The 18,483-nt window shown below is 52.0% G+C and carries 16 protein-coding genes and 1 tRNA gene; 6 read left to right on the forward strand and 11 right to left on the reverse strand.

Annotation, left to right across the window (positions count from 1 at the left end; all coding sequences use genetic code 11):
* Nucleotides 1–74: 74 nt before the first annotated feature.
* The 4 genes from cyoD to FJD38_RS02575 are packed head-to-tail and all read right to left on the reverse strand — an operon-like array spanning nucleotide 75 to nucleotide 4,100.
* The gene (cyoD, locus tag FJD38_RS02560; RefSeq protein WP_122781975.1) at nucleotides 75–410 is read right to left on the reverse strand and encodes a cytochrome o ubiquinol oxidase subunit IV; all 336 of its coding nucleotides are present in this window, start codon (nucleotides 408–410) and stop codon (nucleotides 75–77) included.
* Complete coding sequence (locus FJD38_RS02565; protein WP_146383836.1) at nucleotides 407–1,039, reverse strand: cytochrome c oxidase subunit 3; 633 nt, start codon at nucleotides 1,037–1,039, stop codon at nucleotides 407–409. The genes cyoD and FJD38_RS02565 overlap by 4 nt, the downstream gene beginning before the upstream one ends.
* The gene (locus tag FJD38_RS02570) at nucleotides 1,036–3,147 is read right to left on the reverse strand and encodes a cbb3-type cytochrome c oxidase subunit I (protein WP_425281164.1); all 2,112 of its coding nucleotides are present in this window, start codon (nucleotides 3,145–3,147) and stop codon (nucleotides 1,036–1,038) included. The genes FJD38_RS02565 and FJD38_RS02570 overlap by 4 nt, the downstream gene beginning before the upstream one ends.
* Nucleotides 3,148–3,158: 11 nt before the next feature.
* On the reverse strand, nucleotides 3,159–4,100 hold the full coding sequence (locus tag FJD38_RS02575; protein ID WP_208727486.1) for a COX aromatic rich motif-containing protein: 942 nt from the start codon (nucleotides 4,098–4,100) through the stop codon (nucleotides 3,159–3,161).
* A gap of 525 nt (nucleotides 4,101–4,625) precedes the next feature.
* Here FJD38_RS02575 and FJD38_RS02580 point away from each other — a divergent pair.
* From FJD38_RS02580 to FJD38_RS02605, 6 genes are all read left to right on the forward strand, one after another.
* Nucleotides 4,626–5,639 carry an XdhC family protein gene (locus FJD38_RS02580; RefSeq protein WP_146383837.1) on the forward strand — a complete coding sequence of 338 codons (1,014 nt, stop codon included), beginning with the start codon at nucleotides 4,626–4,628 and terminating at the stop codon, nucleotides 5,637–5,639.
* A 152-nt stretch (nucleotides 5,640–5,791) separates the two neighbouring features.
* Entirely contained in the window at nucleotides 5,792–8,725 is a 2,934-nt protein-coding gene (locus FJD38_RS02585) for a xanthine dehydrogenase family protein molybdopterin-binding subunit (RefSeq protein ID WP_146383838.1), read from the forward strand.
* Nucleotides 8,726–8,727: 2 nt separating this feature from the next.
* Entirely contained in the window at nucleotides 8,728–9,267 is a 540-nt protein-coding gene (locus FJD38_RS02590) for a (2Fe-2S)-binding protein (protein ID WP_231984400.1), read from the forward strand.
* Nucleotides 9,268–9,277: 10 nt separating this feature from the next.
* Nucleotides 9,278–10,573 carry a cytochrome c gene (locus FJD38_RS02595; RefSeq protein ID WP_146383839.1) on the forward strand — a complete coding sequence of 432 codons (1,296 nt, stop codon included), beginning with the start codon at nucleotides 9,278–9,280 and terminating at the stop codon, nucleotides 10,571–10,573.
* Between the two features lie 308 nt (nucleotides 10,574–10,881).
* The gene (locus FJD38_RS02600; protein ID WP_146383840.1) at nucleotides 10,882–11,172 is read left to right on the forward strand and encodes a hypothetical protein; all 291 of its coding nucleotides are present in this window, start codon (nucleotides 10,882–10,884) and stop codon (nucleotides 11,170–11,172) included.
* A 31-nt stretch (nucleotides 11,173–11,203) separates the two neighbouring features.
* Nucleotides 11,204–11,653 carry a DUF2846 domain-containing protein gene (locus FJD38_RS02605; protein WP_146383841.1) on the forward strand — a complete coding sequence of 150 codons (450 nt, stop codon included), beginning with the start codon at nucleotides 11,204–11,206 and terminating at the stop codon, nucleotides 11,651–11,653.
* Nucleotides 11,654–11,967: 314 nt separating this feature from the next.
* On the opposite strand, the gene FJD38_RS02610 is transcribed toward FJD38_RS02605, so the two are convergent.
* The 7 genes from FJD38_RS02610 to bamC all read right to left on the reverse strand — a co-directional run bounded on the left by FJD38_RS02610 (nucleotide 11,968) and on the right by bamC (nucleotide 18,470).
* The gene (locus FJD38_RS02610; protein WP_158637847.1) at nucleotides 11,968–13,731 is read right to left on the reverse strand and encodes a P-loop NTPase fold protein; all 1,764 of its coding nucleotides are present in this window, start codon (nucleotides 13,729–13,731) and stop codon (nucleotides 11,968–11,970) included.
* 4 nt (nucleotides 13,732–13,735) lie between these two features.
* Entirely contained in the window at nucleotides 13,736–14,461 is a 726-nt protein-coding gene (locus FJD38_RS02615) for a hypothetical protein (RefSeq protein ID WP_146383843.1), read from the reverse strand.
* Nucleotides 14,451–15,254 carry a DUF7946 domain-containing protein gene (locus tag FJD38_RS02620; protein ID WP_095008729.1) on the reverse strand — a complete coding sequence of 268 codons (804 nt, stop codon included), beginning with the start codon at nucleotides 15,252–15,254 and terminating at the stop codon, nucleotides 14,451–14,453. The genes FJD38_RS02615 and FJD38_RS02620 overlap by 11 nt, the downstream gene beginning before the upstream one ends.
* Nucleotides 15,255–15,665: 411 nt before the next feature.
* A tRNA-Ser gene (locus FJD38_RS02625) sits at nucleotides 15,666–15,755 on the reverse strand.
* A gap of 92 nt (nucleotides 15,756–15,847) precedes the next feature.
* Nucleotides 15,848–16,561, reverse strand: a complete 714-nt coding sequence (gene purC / locus FJD38_RS02630; protein WP_122781968.1) for a phosphoribosylaminoimidazolesuccinocarboxamide synthase — start codon at nucleotides 16,559–16,561, stop codon at nucleotides 15,848–15,850.
* Nucleotides 16,562–16,589: 28 nt separating this feature from the next.
* The gene (locus FJD38_RS02635; RefSeq protein WP_146383844.1) at nucleotides 16,590–17,348 is read right to left on the reverse strand and encodes an MBL fold metallo-hydrolase; all 759 of its coding nucleotides are present in this window, start codon (nucleotides 17,346–17,348) and stop codon (nucleotides 16,590–16,592) included.
* 6 nt (nucleotides 17,349–17,354) lie between these two features.
* On the reverse strand, nucleotides 17,355–18,470 hold the full coding sequence (gene bamC, locus FJD38_RS02640) for an outer membrane protein assembly factor BamC (protein WP_122781966.1): 1,116 nt from the start codon (nucleotides 18,468–18,470) through the stop codon (nucleotides 17,355–17,357).
* Between the last annotated feature and the right edge of the window lie 13 nt (nucleotides 18,471–18,483).

Below are 18,483 nucleotides of genomic sequence, written 5' to 3' on the forward strand. Positions count from 1 at the left end.
GGGTTTTTATGTTGATCAAGGCTTGGTAATTCGCAAAGACGGCAATGATCAGCAGACGCTCAATTGCCCCTGATTCACATCATGCGCGCATGCAAGTCCCATAAGATCCACACAGTGCCGGCGATAATTAACAGCAGTATCAGCGATGTGAACAGAATGAGCATCAGGTCGTCGCGATGGGATTGGCCCAAATCAATGTGCATAAAATAGTGCAAGTGCACCACCACTTGCAGCAGTGCCAGCACGCCCAATACGACCAAGGCTTGAGTACCTGCAACGACCTTAAGCCACACCAGGCCAAAGGCGATCAGGGTCAGGATCAGTGCCGCGCAGATACCGATGTAATAACTGCGTTTTTCGCGGCGAGACTCGGCCTGAAGGTCGCGGGTTGGAGAGGTTTGCGGGTTCATACTGCGACTCCGAACAGGTAGACGAAGGTGAAAATTGCAACCCACACGATGTCCAGCATGTGCCAGAACAACGCCAGACGCAGCAAGCGCAATTTGACGGGCGTATTGAGCCCGACAGTCATCACTTGTATGGCCAGCACGAGCATCCACAAGATGCCGGCCGACACGTGTACGGCGTGGGTTCCTGTCAGTAAGTAGTAAGCGGACAGAAAGCCACTGGTTTGCGGCCACGCATTTTTAGTGACAATCATCACGTAATAGTCGTGGAGTTCAAAAGCGACAAAGGTAATGCCCAGCAATGCAGTAAAACCCAGCCACGTGAGGAGCGCTCTGCGGCTGGCGCTGTACTTCATCGCCAGCATCGCGAAGCCGAACGTGAAGCTGGAAAGCAGCAGTAACAGGGTTTCAATCAACGCCGGGCCAAGGTCAAAGACGTCTGACGGGCCAGGGCCATGAGCGATGCCCTGGGTGCTCATGGCCGCATACGTTGCAAACAGTGCTGCGAACAGCACCAGATCGCTCATCAGGAAAATCCAGAACCCGAAAATGACTTCTTCGGCCTTTTTGTGGCTCTTGCAGTCAGTCACGCCCAAATTCAAGCCTGGGTGCAGGGATTGAGGCGCCTTCATATCGCTGACTCCATGATCTGACGAGGAACTTTTTGATTGGGCTGCTCCACCCGATCCGGTGCGGCCTTGCCATGATTTTGTGGGCTCATTTCCAGATCCCGGGTAACGCCAGGCGCCGCTCGAACGGCTGCAAGGAAGGCTTCGTTTGCAGCTTCGAGCTGACTTGCCGGAATGATTTCGCTGGTGTGCGAAACAAACGAACGGGCGATGACCACACCCCAGACCAGGATGAACGAGAGCACTGCGAGCCACCAGATATGCCACACCAGAGCAAACGACAAGGTAAAGCTAAAGATCCCAATCAGCGGCGCGGCCACAGAGTTGCCCGGCACTTCGATGTCGCTGTAGCTCGCGGGCGATTGGTAGGCGACGCCGTTCTTTTTGGCTTCGGTAAAAGCGTCGCGGCTGTTGACCTGGGGCACGACCGCGAAATTCCAGGCGGGTGGAGGCGAAGGGATCGACCACTCCAGAGAACGGCCGTCCCACGGATCGCCCAGCGGAACTGCAAGCTGGCGGCGTTGGCGAATCGAAACTGCAATTTGAATCAGTAAGAAAGCGGTACCGGCAAGCAGCAACGCGGCTCCCAACATCGCCAACGCAAGCCAAGGCAAAAATGCAGGGTCTGACCACATCACGGTTCTGCGCGGCGCGCCCATCATGCCAAGCCAGTAGAGCGGGAAGAATGCCAGCAAAAAGCCGGGCGCCATTGCCCAGAATGCCGCCCTGCCCCAGCCTTCGTGCAAGCGGAACCCAAAGGCTTTTGGAAACCAGTATTGAACGGCGGCAAACATGCCAAACAGAACCCCCGGAATGATCATGTTATGAAAGTGTGCGATCAGAAACAGTGAGTTGTGAACTTGAAAGTCGACGGTAGGATTAGCCAGCAATATGCCGGTCATACCGCCCAGTACAAACGTCAACAGGAAGTTGATATGGAACAGCATGGGCGTGGTGATACGAATACGCCCCCGATACATGGTGAGAATCCAGTCGTAGACCTTAACCCCGGTCGGTATGCCAATGATCATCGTGGCAATACCGAATATGGCGTTGACGTTGGCGCTTTGCCCCATCGTGAAAAAGTGATGCAACCACACGCCGAACGAGAGCACCGCGATGCACATGGTGGCGTATACAAGCGAGGTGTAGCCGTAGATTCGTTTGCTGACGAAGGTCGATACCACTTCAGACCACACCCCCAGTGCCGGTAGCAACAGAATGTAGACCTCTGGGTGCCCGAACAGCCAAAACAGGTTGGCAAAGTTCATCATGTTGCCACCGTCACCACTCGTGAAGAAGTGGAAACCGGCGTAGCGATCCAGGGCCAGCATCAAGGTAGCGACGGTTAACGGCGCCATAGCGAAAATCATCAAAATAGCGGTGCAAAGCGTCGTCCAGCAAAACAGCGGCATGCGAAAGAAACCCATGCCAGGGCAACGTTTTTTATAGAGCGTCACGGCGAAGTTGAGCCCGGTCAGCGTCGAGCCGATCGAGGCCAGGGTGACCGACCATATCCAATAGTCCACACCTTCACCGGGGCTGAATTCGATACCGGTATACGGAGGGTAGGCGCTCCAGCCGCCCGTAGAGAATTTGCCAACGACCAGCGACACCATAATCAACCCGGCACCTGCGGCGGTAAGCATCAAGGAAATCGCATTCAGCAGCGGGAAGCTGACATCGCGCGCGCCTATCTGCAGGGGCATGACGTAATTCATGAGCCCCGTGATGAACGGCATCGCCACGAAGAAAATCATGATGGTGCCGTGGGTCGTGAATAACTGGCCGAAGTGATCGGCTGAGAGGTAGCCCGCCCCATCGTAGGCTGCCAGTTGCTGGGAGCGCATCACACCGGCTTCGATGAGTGCTCTCAAGAACATGACCAGCGCGATGACGATGTACATGATGCCAATTTTCTTGTGATCGACACTGGTTAACCAGTCTCGCCACAGCGGTCCCCACCAGCGCATTGCCGTTAGCAAAACCACAACAGCGAGGCCACCCAGGATCACAATACTGCCTGCAGCCGAAGCAACGAACTCGCTCGTAGAAGGGTGTTTTATGGCGCCGGTAAAGACCAATGAGTCCCAGTTAAGTTGCCCGAATATAGTCTCCCAACTCACTGCTCTGCCCCTTTATGACTGGTGTATGGGTGGTGCTCGCGCTCTGATATGACCTCGGCGGCTCTGCCATTGGAATGGGAATGCCCGGAGGTAAAACTGGCTAAAACATGGTCAAACAAACCGGCTTCGACAGTGCCGAAATAACGAGGTGCATGCTCGATACTGGGCTTTAACATTTCCTCGTAGGCCGTTAAGTCCAGGGTCTGTTCTTTTTTTTGCGTGTTGTGTACCCAGTTGTCGAACTGTGACTTTGGCATCACTGCCGTGCGGAAAGACTGGGTGGCAAAACCATTGCCGTTGTATTGGGTATTTCGGCCCAGATACTCACCCGCGCGGTCGGCGAGTAAATTCAGTTGAGTGGTCATGCCTGCCATGGTGTAAATCTGCCCCGCCAATTGCGGGATCATGAAGGACTGCATGACGGTACCGCTGGTGAGCTTCAATCTGACCGGGCGGTCTTGCTCCAAGGCCAGATAGTCCACGGTAGCGATGCCCTGTTGCGGATAAATGAACAGGAACTTCCAGTCCAGCGACACGACCTCAATCTCCAGGGGATCGGCGCCCAACGGGCGGAAAGGGTCGTATTTGTGAGCGTGTGCCCACAGCGCGGAGCTGAGAACGATGATCAGGACGATGGGAACGCCCCACAATACCGCTTCGTTGCCCCAGCTGAAGTCCCAGTCAGGACGATAGGCGCCGCGGCCTCCTCGACGATAGCGCCAGAGGACCCACGGGACGAGGATGAAAATAGGCACCACCACAATGAGCATCAACAAAATAATGGTTTTGAAGTGCTCAAACTGCGCGGCAGCAACAGGGCCTGCTGCGTCGATAAAACCAGCGTTAGTTATCGCAGTGTCTGCAGGTGAAGCGGCATGTGCCAATAGGGACAGTAATAAGGTCGAGACAACCAAACCACAAGTGGTGACTCCTTTCACGCAACAATCTCCTTGAGCCTTAAAACTTTGTCAGCACGTTTATAAAAAGCGACTATAGAAAAGTCTACGTTTTAACTAATGTCAAATACAAAGAGTCTCGGCCAAAGGATAAGGGCGCGTACTGAGAATAACTATCAATACACGATCTATCCATTGAATAAGCCTCTGCCATTGACGGCATAAGCAACGACTACGATCATCGAAACATAGGCGCTAGCCGGGCGGCTCATATCAAAAGTTGCAGATTGCTAAAACCGCCCAAGAGTTGACCAAAACAAAAAAACAACTATAGTCCCTCAGTCAATCAAGCGCTGACGGATAAAAGATTCTAAGCGCTTGCACACGTCAAACAGGAACGCGGCGATAGAGAATGCACACTTACAGTGCAGGCACCCGGCACCGTTAGTTGGTTGAAGAATAAGCATCGAGCATGAGATCAACACCAACGAACATTCTCGCAAACCCGCGGGCTGGCGTTGCATCATCACCACTGTTATTTTTCAAATCGTTGTTGGCGGAGAAGCCATGGATGCTGTTGATATAACGGTTCTGCGTGCACTACACGCATGGCGAAAAGCAGGACATGCCGCATTACTCATCACCGTTGTAAAGACTTGGGGGTCTTCACCTCGCCCTGTTGGAGCGATGCTAGCTCTGCGAGCAGGCGCAGAAATGGTGGGGTCTGTCTCTGGCGGCTGTATTGAAGACGACCTTTTTGATCGTTTTACAGATATTGAGGCGACACCACCCACCACGCTGGTTCGTTATGGCGTGAGCGCAGAGGAAGCCCATCGGTTTGGCCTGCCTTGCGGGGGCACCGTTGAGTTGCTGGTGGAGCGCAATCCTTGCGCAGAACAGCTTGAAGAACTTCTGAATTATCTAAATGCCGGCGCTTTAGTTCGGCGCACTGTGGAGTGCAAGTCGGGCAATGTGCAATTGACCGTCGTCAATAAACACGCACCTTTATTCTTGGATAATCAGCAGTTGGTCATGTATATCGGGCCACAATGGCGCATGTTGCTGATCGGCGCAGGTGTGTTGGCCAAATACCTGGCATCGATAGCACAGAGCACAGGATTTACAGTCACCGTGTGCGACCCCCGCCCGGAACATACTTACAGTTGGAATGAGTGCGAAGTCCCCTTGTTACGGTGCATGCCCGATGATGCAGTTATCCATTTCAGGCCAGATCCAAGTTCATGTGTGGTGACGCTGAGCCATGACCCCAAACTTGATGATTTGGCCGTGATCGCGTCGTTGCAGAGTCCCGCATTTTATGTAGGAGCCATTGGTTCGCGTCAGAACAATGAGGCCCGGCGCACACGATTGATGGAGCACTTCGAGATTGAAAAAGAAACGATGCAACGGTTGCACGGGCCGATAGGTTTATTCATCGACAGCAAAACGCCGGCTGAAATTGCGGTGAGCATTATGGCGGAGATTATTGCCATTAAAAATGGCGTCGCCCTTGAACCTGTGATGCAAGTTAGTGCAGGCAAATCAAGAAAAGAGCGACTTGAGCGCACGTGGGTGAGTTGAACCGCCCGACAACCACAGTCCATAACTTGAACAGGGTGCTTAATCGTTTTGGCCAAAGGTTTCAATCATACATCTACTCATTTTCTGCATACGCTTGTACCTATGTTCAATAACGACTCAAACCGGTAAGGCAGTGTTTAGAGGAAGCAAAAATGGCTTCAGGTATCAATCGACGCGATTTTATCAAGCTAGGAACGTTTGCCGGCATCACTGTCATGTTTGGCCGCTTACCTGCTCTTCAAGCGCGTGAAATACATTCAGGACCGCAAACATCCGAATGGATGGCGCCCAATGGCAGTGTTAAATACCGATGGGATGCGATTAGAAAAGTCACAGGTCAAAAAGTGTTTGCACGTGACTTCCGTGCAAAAAATCTGCCTGGCTGGCCTGACAAACAGGCGCATGGTTTTTTCCTCAAGGCCATCGATGTCGAACACGCTTTCGAGGACATTGACCTTTCCATGCTCGGGCCAGACTTGCAGCCAGATCGCGTGTTGAAGCATGAGGACATGGCAAAAGACGGTGTGCGCGTCCCCGAATTAGCCGATTTAGGCATTGGCTTTTATGGCGAAAACTTTCTGCTACCTGCTGGTGATACCGCGCCACTTTACGGACATCCCGTGGCTTTGTTGATCTACCATGATTTTGACCGCTTCGAAGCGGCCAGGCGGCGTTTGCGATTCGAAGCCACTGCAATCAAATATGGCAAGCAGACAGGATTGAAACCCCCTCCCAACTATGGCGCGGCGCGTTATGTACGAATTGGAGGCGAGAAGCCATCTGACCCTCCAGCGTTTGCACCTATGCAAGATGCTGTCATATGGGGCAATTTTGACGGCGATACGCCGACTTGGCCCAAAGCAGATCCAGACGGCCTATTTGTTCCGCGCTCAGTCTTGTTGCCTCATCGCGGTGGCGGAGGTGTTCGCGACCCCTTAAAAGTGGCCCAGCAGACCTATGAGCCGATGCGCCGGGGCATGGCCGCGGCAGCTGTTATTGAGGCCGAGATCGAAGCGGCCCGCAACAACCCTGCAAAGCTGGTAATAGAACGCCAAGGGTTTTCACAGTCTATTGACCCCAGTGCCATGGAGCCTGATAACGGCAACGCCTGGTATGACGCATCGACGCGTACCCTTCATATACTGATTGCGGCGCAATCTCCGTATGAAGTTGCGCGGGTGGCCGCGTTCATGGTCAAAGACAACAAGCGCTTTCCCGTTGAGAACATCGAGCTTGTGTCTGGCACAACCGTTGGATATGGCTCTAAAGATCACTCCATTTTTCCCTTCTACACCATTGCTGCCTGCTTTTATGGCGATGGCCTGCCTGTGCGCTTGGCGAATGACCGTTACGACCAGTTTCAGATGGGCATGAAGCGTCACAGTATTGAGATGGACCTCACGCTGGTAGCCGATCGCGAGACCGGGAAGTTTGAGGTGCTCAAAACGTTCTACAACTGCAATGGCGGTGGTCGCGCCAACTTCTCTTTCTCAGTGGCGCAAGTTGCTGCTACCGCAGCCCAGTCGATTTATTACTTCCCTAAATCCGACCTGGCCACCGCAGCCATTGCAAGCGCTGCAGTCGAAGCGGGCTCAATGCGCGGCTACGGCACTCTCCAGGCAATGTCGATCACCGAACTGCTGGTGGACGAAGTGGCTGCAGAGTTGAAAATGGATGCCATTGAGTTGCGAAAGCGAAATGCATTACGGGCAGGAGACCCAAACACTCAAGGTGCAGTGCAACTGGGTGACCCACGTAATCTGGAAATGCTCGACCTCGCTTCAAAGCACCCACTGTGGCAAAAACGCGAACAGGAAAAAGCCAGATATGACGCCGCCAATCCCGGTCGTCGCTATGGCGTGGGCTTCGCACAAGTTCAGAAAGACTATGGAACGGGAGCTGACACCACGGCACTGCTCTTGGAGTTCGATAAAACCGGCAAGATAACCATGCGCCATTGCGTACAAGAAATTGGTACCGGTGCTACAACGGCGCAGCAGGTCATGGTGCAGCGCATATTGGGCAAAGCGCCGGATGTGGCCATTTTCGGTGAAACCGACTTCGCGCAATTACCGCTCAAAAGTAATTTCGAGCCTTTCTCTATCACCCAAGAACAGCAGGATGAGCTCGCACGCGACCCCTTCTGGGTGCCGGCCATTTTGCCCGCGATGAGTGCTTCGAACAGTGTCTACTTCCTCGGATTTGGTACACGTCAAGCCGCTGAGTTTCTGAGTGAAAATACTATTTGGCCTGCCGCCAAGGCAATCTGGAGCAGTGGCCCAGCAGGGGGGCAACTGGCGAGTGGCTATATGACCGCCAAGGACCTCAGGGCGGTGCCTGGCGGGATCGGCGGTGGTGGCATGACGCCAATCCCTTTCGAAGAAATAGCCCGTAAAGCGCATGAAATGGGGCTTGTCACGGGTGTCGCGCTGCACTGCTTTAGCCGCTGGGAATGGGCTCGCGCGGATTTCGACATTCCGGGACTAGGGGTTAAAAGCCTGCCCGTAGATGCCATCGCAGTGCGCTATGGAGAGAATGCTCCCGAGTCGCTCAAAGGGAGAATGACGACCGGCGGCTATGACTTTATCAAGCGCAGTCGCGTTCAATTTCCCGCTGCACAGCGCAATAACGCAGGTGTGACCACCTACACACCCGCAGCTTGCCTGGTAGAACTCAATGTCAACACCTTCACAGGGCATGTTGAGATCATGAGTCATCACAGCTTGCTCGATCCCGGCAATATCGTTGTGCCCGCCCTGGTGTCGGGTCAGCAGCAAGGGGGCCTGGCCATGGGCATTGGCCACGCGCTGATGGAAGAACTTCCGTTGTACGGTGATGGGCCCGGGAACGGCACCTGGAACTTCAACCGCTACAGGTTGCCACGAGCCAAAGATGTTGCCGTATGGACGCAAACAGCCACCTATCTCGATCCTCTCACTGAAACATCGCCCCCCAAAGGCATGGCCGAGGTGGTGATGATTCCGGTGGTAGCGGCGACAGGTAACGCCATCACCCATGCCATTGGAACGCGTTTCTATCGTCTTCCTGTGACAGCCAGCAAAATTAAAAAGGCGTTGATGATATGAGTATTGAGAAACGCTCACTGACTCTCACAATAAATGGTCAGAAAGTGGGCCCGGTAGACGCACCCGTGGGCATGCCCATGATTGATTTCTTGCATGATCACCTTGATCTGACAGGCACTCGTTTTGGTTGCGGGCAAGGTATTTGCCATGCATGCACCGTCATGGAAATACAACCCGACGGGATCCCCATAGAGACGCGTACGTGCATCTTTGACGCCCATTTTTTCAATGGCAAAACGCTGATTACCATTGAAGGGCAAGCCAAGCGGGATGAGCATGGCGAGGTGAGCGACCTGACCCCGATTCAGCAGGCATTTATCGAGCACTTTTCATTTCAGTGCGGCTATTGCACGCCGGGTTTCGTTACCGCAGCCACCGTTTTTGTGGAGTCCTTAAAGCGCCAACCTGTAAAACGGGCCGACTTACAAAGTCGAATAGAAACAGCCCTCAATGACCACATCTGTCGTTGTACTGGCTATGTCCGTTACTACCAAGCCGTTCAGGACGTCGCGCTTAAGACGCCTGGCTGTGTAATCGACTAAGGAGCAGGCGATGAGACGTAATCGTTTACGCAATGGCTTGCTGGTTTTGGCAGTGGTAGTCGCTTTGATTGCTATCGCCATACTGCTGGGTCTGTTCCGCCCCTCCACCGTTGCACCGGGTGTAGAACAGCCATTGACTGAAGCGCAAATCCAGGAGTTGCTCCCACGTGGTCGTGAGCTGGCATTAGCCGGCAACTGCATGGGCTGTCACTCTTTGCCTGATGGGCCAAGAGGTGCCGGCGGCGTACCCATTGGCACCCCCTTTGGCACGCTCTATTCGACCAACATCACGCCCGACAAAACTTTTGGGATAGGCAAGTACACACGTGAAGACTTTCATCGTGTGCTGCGTGATGGCATCGCACCCGGCAACAGAAATCTGTATCCGGGCATGCCTTTTGTTTTCACACACATCACGCGCCCTGAAGACATTGATGCCTTGTATGCCTACATCATGAATGTGCCGCCGATTGCAGAGCCCAACGTGGCTAACACCGGTGTGTTCAGGCTCCCGGTTCGACCCTTCATGAACTTTTGGGCATTGATCAACTTTCCAGACCGTCAACCGCCTGCACGGGAGGGAGCATCGGAACAATGGTTGCGCGGTGCCTATCTAGTGGAAGGCTTAGGGCATTGCGGTGCCTGCCATACGCCGCGAAATGTGACGATGGGTGTTTCGTTCTCACGCTCTTTAGAGGGTGGAGACGTAGTCGATGGCCTGGTTGTACCGAGCATCACCGCACACACCCTGGCAACACGCGGCTTCACCCCCTCCTCCTTGAGTCAGTATTTAGGTACAGGTGTGTCTGACCAAGGCACGGCTTTTGGCAGCATGTACACGGTCACCCACTTCTCTACCAGTGCAATGCAACCGGCAGATGTAGAGGCTATCGCGACCTACTTGATGACAGACAACGACGGCCAATTACTGACCCCAGCAAAAGGGCCTGAGCCACTGCCTGAGGCCAGTGATCCTACATTGCAGATCGGCCGACTGAGCTACATGTCCGCTTGTGCGGGTTGTCATGGTACCCAGGGCGAAGGAATCCCTAATGTGGCGCCTCCCATGAATGGCAATATTGCTGTACTCATGGACAGCCCGGTCAATTTGCTTACCGTTATCTTGCAGGGCATTCCCACACAAACGTTCGCGGGTAATCAGCGCATGTATGCCATGCCAGGGTTTGCGGATCGAATGAGCGCTGAAGAAGTTGCGGGGCTGGCCTCCTGGATGCGTGCTCAATGGGGACGCCAGGGCAAGGCCATTACAGCGGAGCAAGTTGAATCAATCGCCCCTGCCAAGTAGGCACATCAAAGCACAGCTACTGGCTAAGGCAACCTCCCCTTTCGGGAGATCAAACGCCAGTTTGGCTGTGCATTTTTTCGCCAGGGCGGTGGGGTATATACGTGAGTGTTCTGCTATCGCAAAGCTTGAGAGTGGTTGCTGGAAGATTGCTGCCCACCGTTCTCAGACTGCTATTTGTATTACCCCAACCGTCACCCGCCTTCACCCTCGCGGCCATGTATTGCGCAACCCTGATTAGAGTGGACCATCAGCACGTACCTGCTACTGGCTTGTGGTGTTGAAAGAAGTCGGTACTTCCACACTCATACATGCTCGCTGCTGAAAACGTCTTTATTTCGCGCATCAATGCGAAATCAAAGCTCGGAAGCCTGCGGCACAACGACAATATTCCAGCCTCAAGCACCTACTTTTCTGCCGTTGAAACCTTGATCGAAACCTGTCGCCAAGGGCTACAAACGGCGTCCTGCACGACCGGATATCTTCAGGTTCATTTCACGCTGATGCTATTCACCCAGCGTGATCAGGCAGTAAAACCGTGTGCCCTCTCATTCAAATATGTCAAAATGCCACTATCGGTGATCTGGAGTCGCCTCACATGAACGCTCAACCGCTGCACTACAAGGAATTTGAATGCGCACTCACTTTAAGTTGCTCGTCGCCGCCATTGGCCTAATCATCCTCACCGGCTGCGCATCCGTGCCAATGGGCGACCCTGATGCAGACGCCAAACTCAAGACCTTCTCAGCGCCCCCACAAGATCAAGCCGGGCTGTACATTTACCGAGACAGCTTCGCTGGGCAGGGCTTGAAGAAGACAGTCACTCTTGATGGCGAGACAATTGGTGAAACAGCTAATCGCGTTTACTTCTACCGACTTGTAAACGCTGGTAGCCATAAGATTGGTACAGAATCGGAATTCAGCGATAACGTCATTAACCTGGTCGCGGTAGGTGGCAAGAATTACTACATCCGACAGTCAATAAAGATCGGCGTATTTGTAGGTGGTGCCAGTCTTACTGTGGTGCCTGAGGCTGTAGGTCAAGCCCACCTGCAAAAATGCGAGCTAGCCGCTTCGCAATAACGTCGCTGGATCATCCTGTGGGCACATTGACTGAGCTCATAGGAGCTCCCCCCCATCGAATCACATAGCTGAACAAAAATTGCCAGCTGGCTCGGATGGGGTATTGGGAGTGGTCAAATGCCGGAAACGAAAAAGCCCCCGTAATCAATGATTACGGGGGCTTCGTCTTGTTCAATAATGGCGGAGAGATAGGGACGTTCAGAATCGAACGCTGCAGCCCGCCAAAACCAACAAACACAGGCAGTTTTAAGTATTTTGCTACAAAACTCTGCTACAAAAAAACGTGAAAAACCCACCGTCACAGGCTTTTGGTATCACGACCATTTTTCAGGGTCTCTGACCTCCTCCAGTATCATGAGATATGCAGAGTCATACTTCTTGAATCGGCCGAACCGAATTTTGTTGATTGTGCTTTCGGCACCGAGCCGCTGGATAGCCCTGTAGGTGCAGAGAAAGACATGACGATTCGCCTCATTTGAGTTGTCATCGCTATACGTTGTGTTCGAAGTTTCCAAGCAGTTACCGACGTACTCCGTTGTGTATTGGTGGGTGGCTGTCTTGAAATACTCGTAGAACTCATTAGGCGTTTTTTTCTTGAACTCACGCAACACCGAAGGTACGAAACCCTCATGCATGTAGGCTTTGTCCATCAGCTCACTGATCGGTATATCAGCAACCTGAGTATCAAAATACGCATCAAGCCGTGATGCCAGCAATGGCGTTTCCGGCCATCCTCTGACCTCCCTCTTGTGCTTATACCAACCATTGGCCTTAGCCGCCTCAAAGTGGGCCTCGATGATCTCGTTTACCCGCTCATTCAGTCCTAGGTGCCCGTACAACCAACAAACACTATCCACATCACGAATATTCATCTTACTCATGCAGACGGCCAACGCCTTCTCAAACGTCGCTATAACTTCATCCTGATTGTCACTGAATGAGCCATTTAGGACATCCCAAGCATCACTGAGTAGCTTCATATCCTTATTGTGCTGTATCGAAGCTTCAAGAGCTATCAGCAGCAATTCAAGCTCTTCCTCATCAGCATAGCCACGCTTTACCAAAGCAATGACAGCCAAATCCAGCTCATCAGCATAATAGAAGCCATACTCGTTCAACCACTTAACTTTCGCCATCAAAGCGTTCTGAGCGTTTCTCTCTTCTTGTGTCGCATCCTTGGACAAAGGCATAAGCCCGATTCTGGCGGAAGGTTGGCTGATGAAATCAACATCCACCGGGCACACACTCGATCCATACAACGCAAAAATAGCCAAAGGCAGGATAACCATAGCCTTTTCGATAATCTCATCAGGAGCGTGTTTCAGGTGCGGCTGAAGCAGTCCATAGAAGAGGTCAATTTTCTTCAACAGACGAATATTGCTGATTTTGAGCTTTTTTATATTTTTGGAAAGTAAAGCGTACTGGGAGTTACAAGCAGGGAAGACTATATTGACGCATTCCTCAACCGCAGGTTTGTACACCACCTCATAGTCAAACACTTTTTCATTGAAGGTGAAAAACTCATCATCTTCATCCAGCGAATTATCATTCAGAATCAGGATCACTGAGCATTGACGCCCTTCTACCAGATTCGATATTAAGCCCAGAACGTCCCGAGCGGTCAGCGAATTGCTTTTACGCTCAAAATCATCAATGCAGACAAGCGTATCTGAGATAGAAGCAAACTGCATGGAATCAACAATACTTCCAATTCCCCCCAACAACGGAAGCTTCACGTCTTTAGTCTGGCCTGTAGCCTTTCTCAGCCAAGCTCTAGCATCTGTAAAATCCAGCCGCATCAGGTTTTCTTTGATGCTTTCAGTCGTCGCCACATGACCGGCAATGTCTTTCTTCACAATATTTGTAAATATAGCTCGCTTCAAATCGGCTAAGGAGGACAGACCAAACAAAGAAACATACGAATAACTAGAACGAGCAAAGTCTTTACGATGATTTTTTATCACCTCATTCCACACAAAGGTTTTGCCTGTACCCCACTCCCCTTTCAGAACAACTGCCCGACTCGCTTTGTTCTTAGCGAAATGCTGCAACGCATTCTGAACCTGAATCACTGACATAATTCTATTCCCTAGCATCCGATGCATCGGCTGGAGCTTGCAAACTGCTTATGCCAGCTATTTTTCTGTAATGAGTGCAAACCTTTGACACAGAGTCTTTATCAAAATACCCAAGATCACGCGGATACTTCAAAAGCTTCCATTTAGTAGAAACCTCCGCCATAGAAAGTAAATATGTCATTTTTGTCGGCAACAACATACTGAAAAGGCTGATATATTTATCTTTCACTTCTGCCGGACAGGTCTCATCAATTAATTTGAACACAACACAAAAACTGGACACCAACGAATAAACTCCATCATGAGACAATTGATCTATCTCATTGAATTTCACATTCATATCAGCACCCAGCTTGGAATGGTGTTCAAAATAGCCTTCAATATAACCTATCGATCCTGCACCTTTATACACTATGTCTCCGACCTTAAGCTCAAAGGTCTTATATTCGTTCAAAGCGATAGTAGTAAACGTAAAAAAGGAGCTTTCAAATGCTTTAACTGCCTCATCAAAACGTTGTTTATCAAGGTCGCTCTTGAGTGTTTTAAACTGAGTAATCAGTACATATATTGTAATGAAATTAAGAAGAGGGTTAACTACTCCACCTGTAAAATCGCCAAAAGTTCCCCAATCCCCCTGACTAGTAGAAAACCCATTATTAAACTGCCAAAAGTATACCCCCCAGACTGCTGCAAGGAAGACAATAGAAACAAATAAAGGTTTATAGTTCATGAACTGACTGAACAATCAAATGCTTAGTTCTTCCATCACGCGACAAAACGCGACGAACCTCCAAACCGACCTTGGTAAATCTACCTTCAGTCAAGTCCTTTAGGCTATTGACCAAAATAACTCTCGAAGGCCTGACAAGACCTGCTTTCAGAGGTGAAAAACTAATTGAATCTGAATCTTCCTCTTCGATAATTCGTCCCGTAAAAGTTCTAGCATTAAATCGACTAACTGCGGCCTCAATAGTTTCTACTTGCTCACTTACAGTTGACCCTGTTAAGTAATCGAATGTAGCCTCATTAAAATTTAGCATTGTGGTTCGACTTTTATACAAGGTTACTTTATAACCCTGCCCGTACACAGGATGGTGAATCCTCTTGAGCGGGCCTTCAAGTCTATCTAAGAGCTTTTCTGAATCATCCATTGAAGAACGGTGCCATCTTTTCGCGGCAGCTGATTCAATTCGGGGATTTAAACCTAGAGGAGATGCCAAGTGAAAAGTCAGTAGCTCAATGAAACCTCTAGCCCCTATATGATTAACCACCCGAACGGCTTCGGCATCTGTAAACTCCAGACTAACCTTCTGAATATACGACCCGTCGTGTGCTTCTTTAAAATCTAACTTAAACCCCTTAACCGCTGGAGTCTGAGTAACCACGTTATTATTGACAATAGCATGTGTTGTGATTGCCAGTGCCTCAGCAAAGCCACTCAAGGCATCAGCACCGTAATACATATTCAAACCGTCAAAATCTGATACGCCAGTATCAAATTTTATATTGAATGTAAAATTCATTCGTTCCATCCATAGCTAGCATGCCGTTAGGCTTCTTGGTCCTTCGGACTTTCACCATCGCAAACTGGATGGCATACACATGAGTGATATCATATCAGCATCACCCATGTGAAGCCCTCCTTAGGTGCTACCTATTAATCTGTAGCCCCACATCATGTCGCTACGATAAGCCTAGAGAGGCTCTTTTGAGGCTTCTGGAGTATTTTTGAGACACGACAGAACGGAACTCAGTCGGGACTCAAAAGCTTCCCTAGCCGGAAAGCTGACACCCGAATTTAAGACGAAAAAAAACGGTGATTTGTAAATCAGGCATCTAGACAAAATTCGCTACAAATTTTGGTAGATAGCACTGCTACAAATCACCGTTTTTGCTACCTCGTAAATCATTGATTTATAAGGCTTTTTTCAATATGGCGGAGAGATAGGGATTCGAACCCTAGGTACTGTCGCCAGTACAACGGATTTCGAATCCGTCCCATTCGGCCACTCTGGCATCTCTCCAACGGCGCGAATAATAACAGCGGTTTTCGAATCTGGCAAAGCCTTATTTCAAAAAAACCGCGTGCTATCAGTTGCTTGCGCGCCTTTAAGGCTTAAAGCGGAACGCCGAGGCGCTGGGCAACCTCTTCGTACGCTTCGATCACGTCACCCAAGCCCTGACGGAAACGGTCTTTGTCCATTTTCTTGCCAGTGGCTTTGTCCCACAGGCGGCAGCCGTCCGGGCTGAATTCGTCGCCCAATACGATGCTGCCATCGTGGAATACACCGAACTCAAGCTTGAAGTCCACCAGCAGCAAGCCAGCGTCGTCGAACAGCTTGTTCAATACGTCGTTGACCTTAAGGGACAGTTCTTTCATGCGAACCAGTTGCTCGGCCGTGCCCCAACCAAATGCCACAACGTGGGATTCGTTGATGAACGGGTCGCCTTTGGCGTCGTCTTTCAGAAACAGCTCAAAAGTGTAAGGATTGAGCTTCATGCCCTCTTCCACACCCAGGCGCTTGACCAGGCTACCGGCAGCGTAGTTACGCACAACGCACTCGACCGGAATCATGTCGAGTTTTTTCACCAGGCATTCGTTGTCGCCCAGCAGCTTGTCGAATTGAGTCGGCACGCCGGCTTCTTCGAGTTTCTGCATGATGAAGGCGTTGAACTTGTTGTTCACCATACCTTTGCGGTCGAGCTGTTCGATGCGCTTGCCGTCGAACGCCGAAGTGTCGTTACGAAACAACAGGATCAAGCGGTTTGCGTCGTCGGTGGTGTAAACCGATTTCGCTTTACCGCGATAGAGTTCTTCACGTTTTTCCATGATGGGCTCCGCATGCTAAGTAGGTGGGCTAGGCGATTGTGCGCCAGTCGAGCCCTGAATCTTGATCGGCCAGTTGCAGCCAGTCCGGGTCGCACCCAAGGGTGTCGACGAAACATTGCCGGGCCAGCTGCGGCAGGTTGTTCTTGCTGCTCAGGTGGGCCAACACCAAATGTTGCAGGTCTTGCCAGCCCAACTCGGCCACCAGGCTTGCAGCCTGGTGGTTATTCAAATGTCCTTCCTGCCCGCCAACACGCTGCTTGAGAAAGGCAGGGTAATGGCCACGGGCAAGCAGGTCGCGGCAGTGGTTGGACTCGATCATCAGCGCGTCGAGGTTGCTGTAACTGGCCAGTACGCCAGCACAGTACGAACCCAGATCGGTCAGCAAGCCAAAACGCCGCTGACCATCACTGAAAACGTATTGCGTAGGCTCCTGGGCATCATGGGCAACCAGAGTCACGCTGATTTCCAGCGCGCCGATCTGCAAGGTCTCGCCACCCGCCACGTAACCGGCAGGCTCAATCGGTTTGCGCATCCCGCGCTGTGTGCCACGGCTCATGTATACCGGCAAATTGTAACGCCGAGACAGCAAACCCACGCCATGCACATGATCGGCATGTTCGTGGGTCACCAGAATCGCGCTCAGTTGGTGCGGGCTGACGCCCAACCGAACCAGGCGGCGTTCGGTCTCTCGCAACGAGAAACCGCAATCAACCAGTACATACGTGCTTTCGCTGGCTATCAGCGTGCCATTCCCTTGGCTACCACTGCCGAGAACGGCAAAACGCATAAATGATCAGCCCAGGTTGTCTTGGATAACGCCCAACACTTTGCGAGCCACTTCTGGCGGTGCAACTTTGTTGATGTTTTCTTCGACAGTGACCTGCACGGTGTCGCCAACCTTGCTCAGACGGACCTGATAACGCTGCGCGCGCGCGTCCACTTCTTCCTTGTCCGGTTTGCTGCCGAAGAGACCGGAGATAAAGCCAGGCTTGTCATCCTTCTTCTCGGCTTTTTCGGCCAGGTTGATGTAGTACAGACCCAATGTGCGGTTGATGTCTTCGACGCGCCACTCGCCCTGCTCCAGCGCACGACCCACGCTCGACCAGGCGCGGTCGAGGTCTTCGTTCAGGCTCAAGACCAGGTTGCCGTTACCGTCTTCGCTCAGGCTGACGCGAGCCGGGGTGTCGAAATCACGTGCAGCCACCAGCGAAACCGAACTGCCCTTCTCGGCGTTACGGCTCATGCTGATCAGCATTTCGTCGACCAATGCCGCATCCAGACCGGTATTCACCGACCGCTGACCGAAATCAACATTGGCCGTGCTACCCGCTGGGCGATTGGCGCTGACGATGTAGATTTCGCTGGTATTGCGCTGAACGCCCGGCTCGATACGAACACGCAGGCGGGTTTCGCTGTCTGCCGACAGGCCGCTGCTGGCGATGTGCCGAGCCATTGGCTGCGACAGCTCGTCTGCACGCTGCCAGCTCGTGGTGAACTCGCCGGTTTGCGGACGCTGCTCGTCGATACGGAAACCGTTGTCCTGGAAGAACTGCATGGCCACCGGCCAGACTTCTGACGGCACGTGTTGCGCCATCACCCAACGGTTGTCACCGCTTTTTTGCAGGGTGTAGTCACTGGCACTGGCAATCGCGCCCAATGGCTGCGGACGCGGCACCTGGAACTCGCCCTTGATGTTGTCATCGGGCACGTTGCTCGGGATCGGCAACAACGGCACCAGGCGTTTGTCTGTCACAACACCCGGCGGCAATTTCATCGGCGCGGTCTGTTGCGCCTCCAGGTAATCGCTGCCACGGTCACGGAAGTAACCTTCTGGACCCCACAGCCAACCGCAGCCGCTGGTGCTCGAAATAATCACGGCTAGTGCGGAAAGTCCGGCCAATCGCTTCATGCGTAGTGCTTCC

Source organism: Pseudomonas saxonica (genome assembly GCF_007858365.1).
GTDB classification, from domain to species: Bacteria; Pseudomonadota; Gammaproteobacteria; order Pseudomonadales; family Pseudomonadaceae; genus Aquipseudomonas; species Aquipseudomonas saxonica.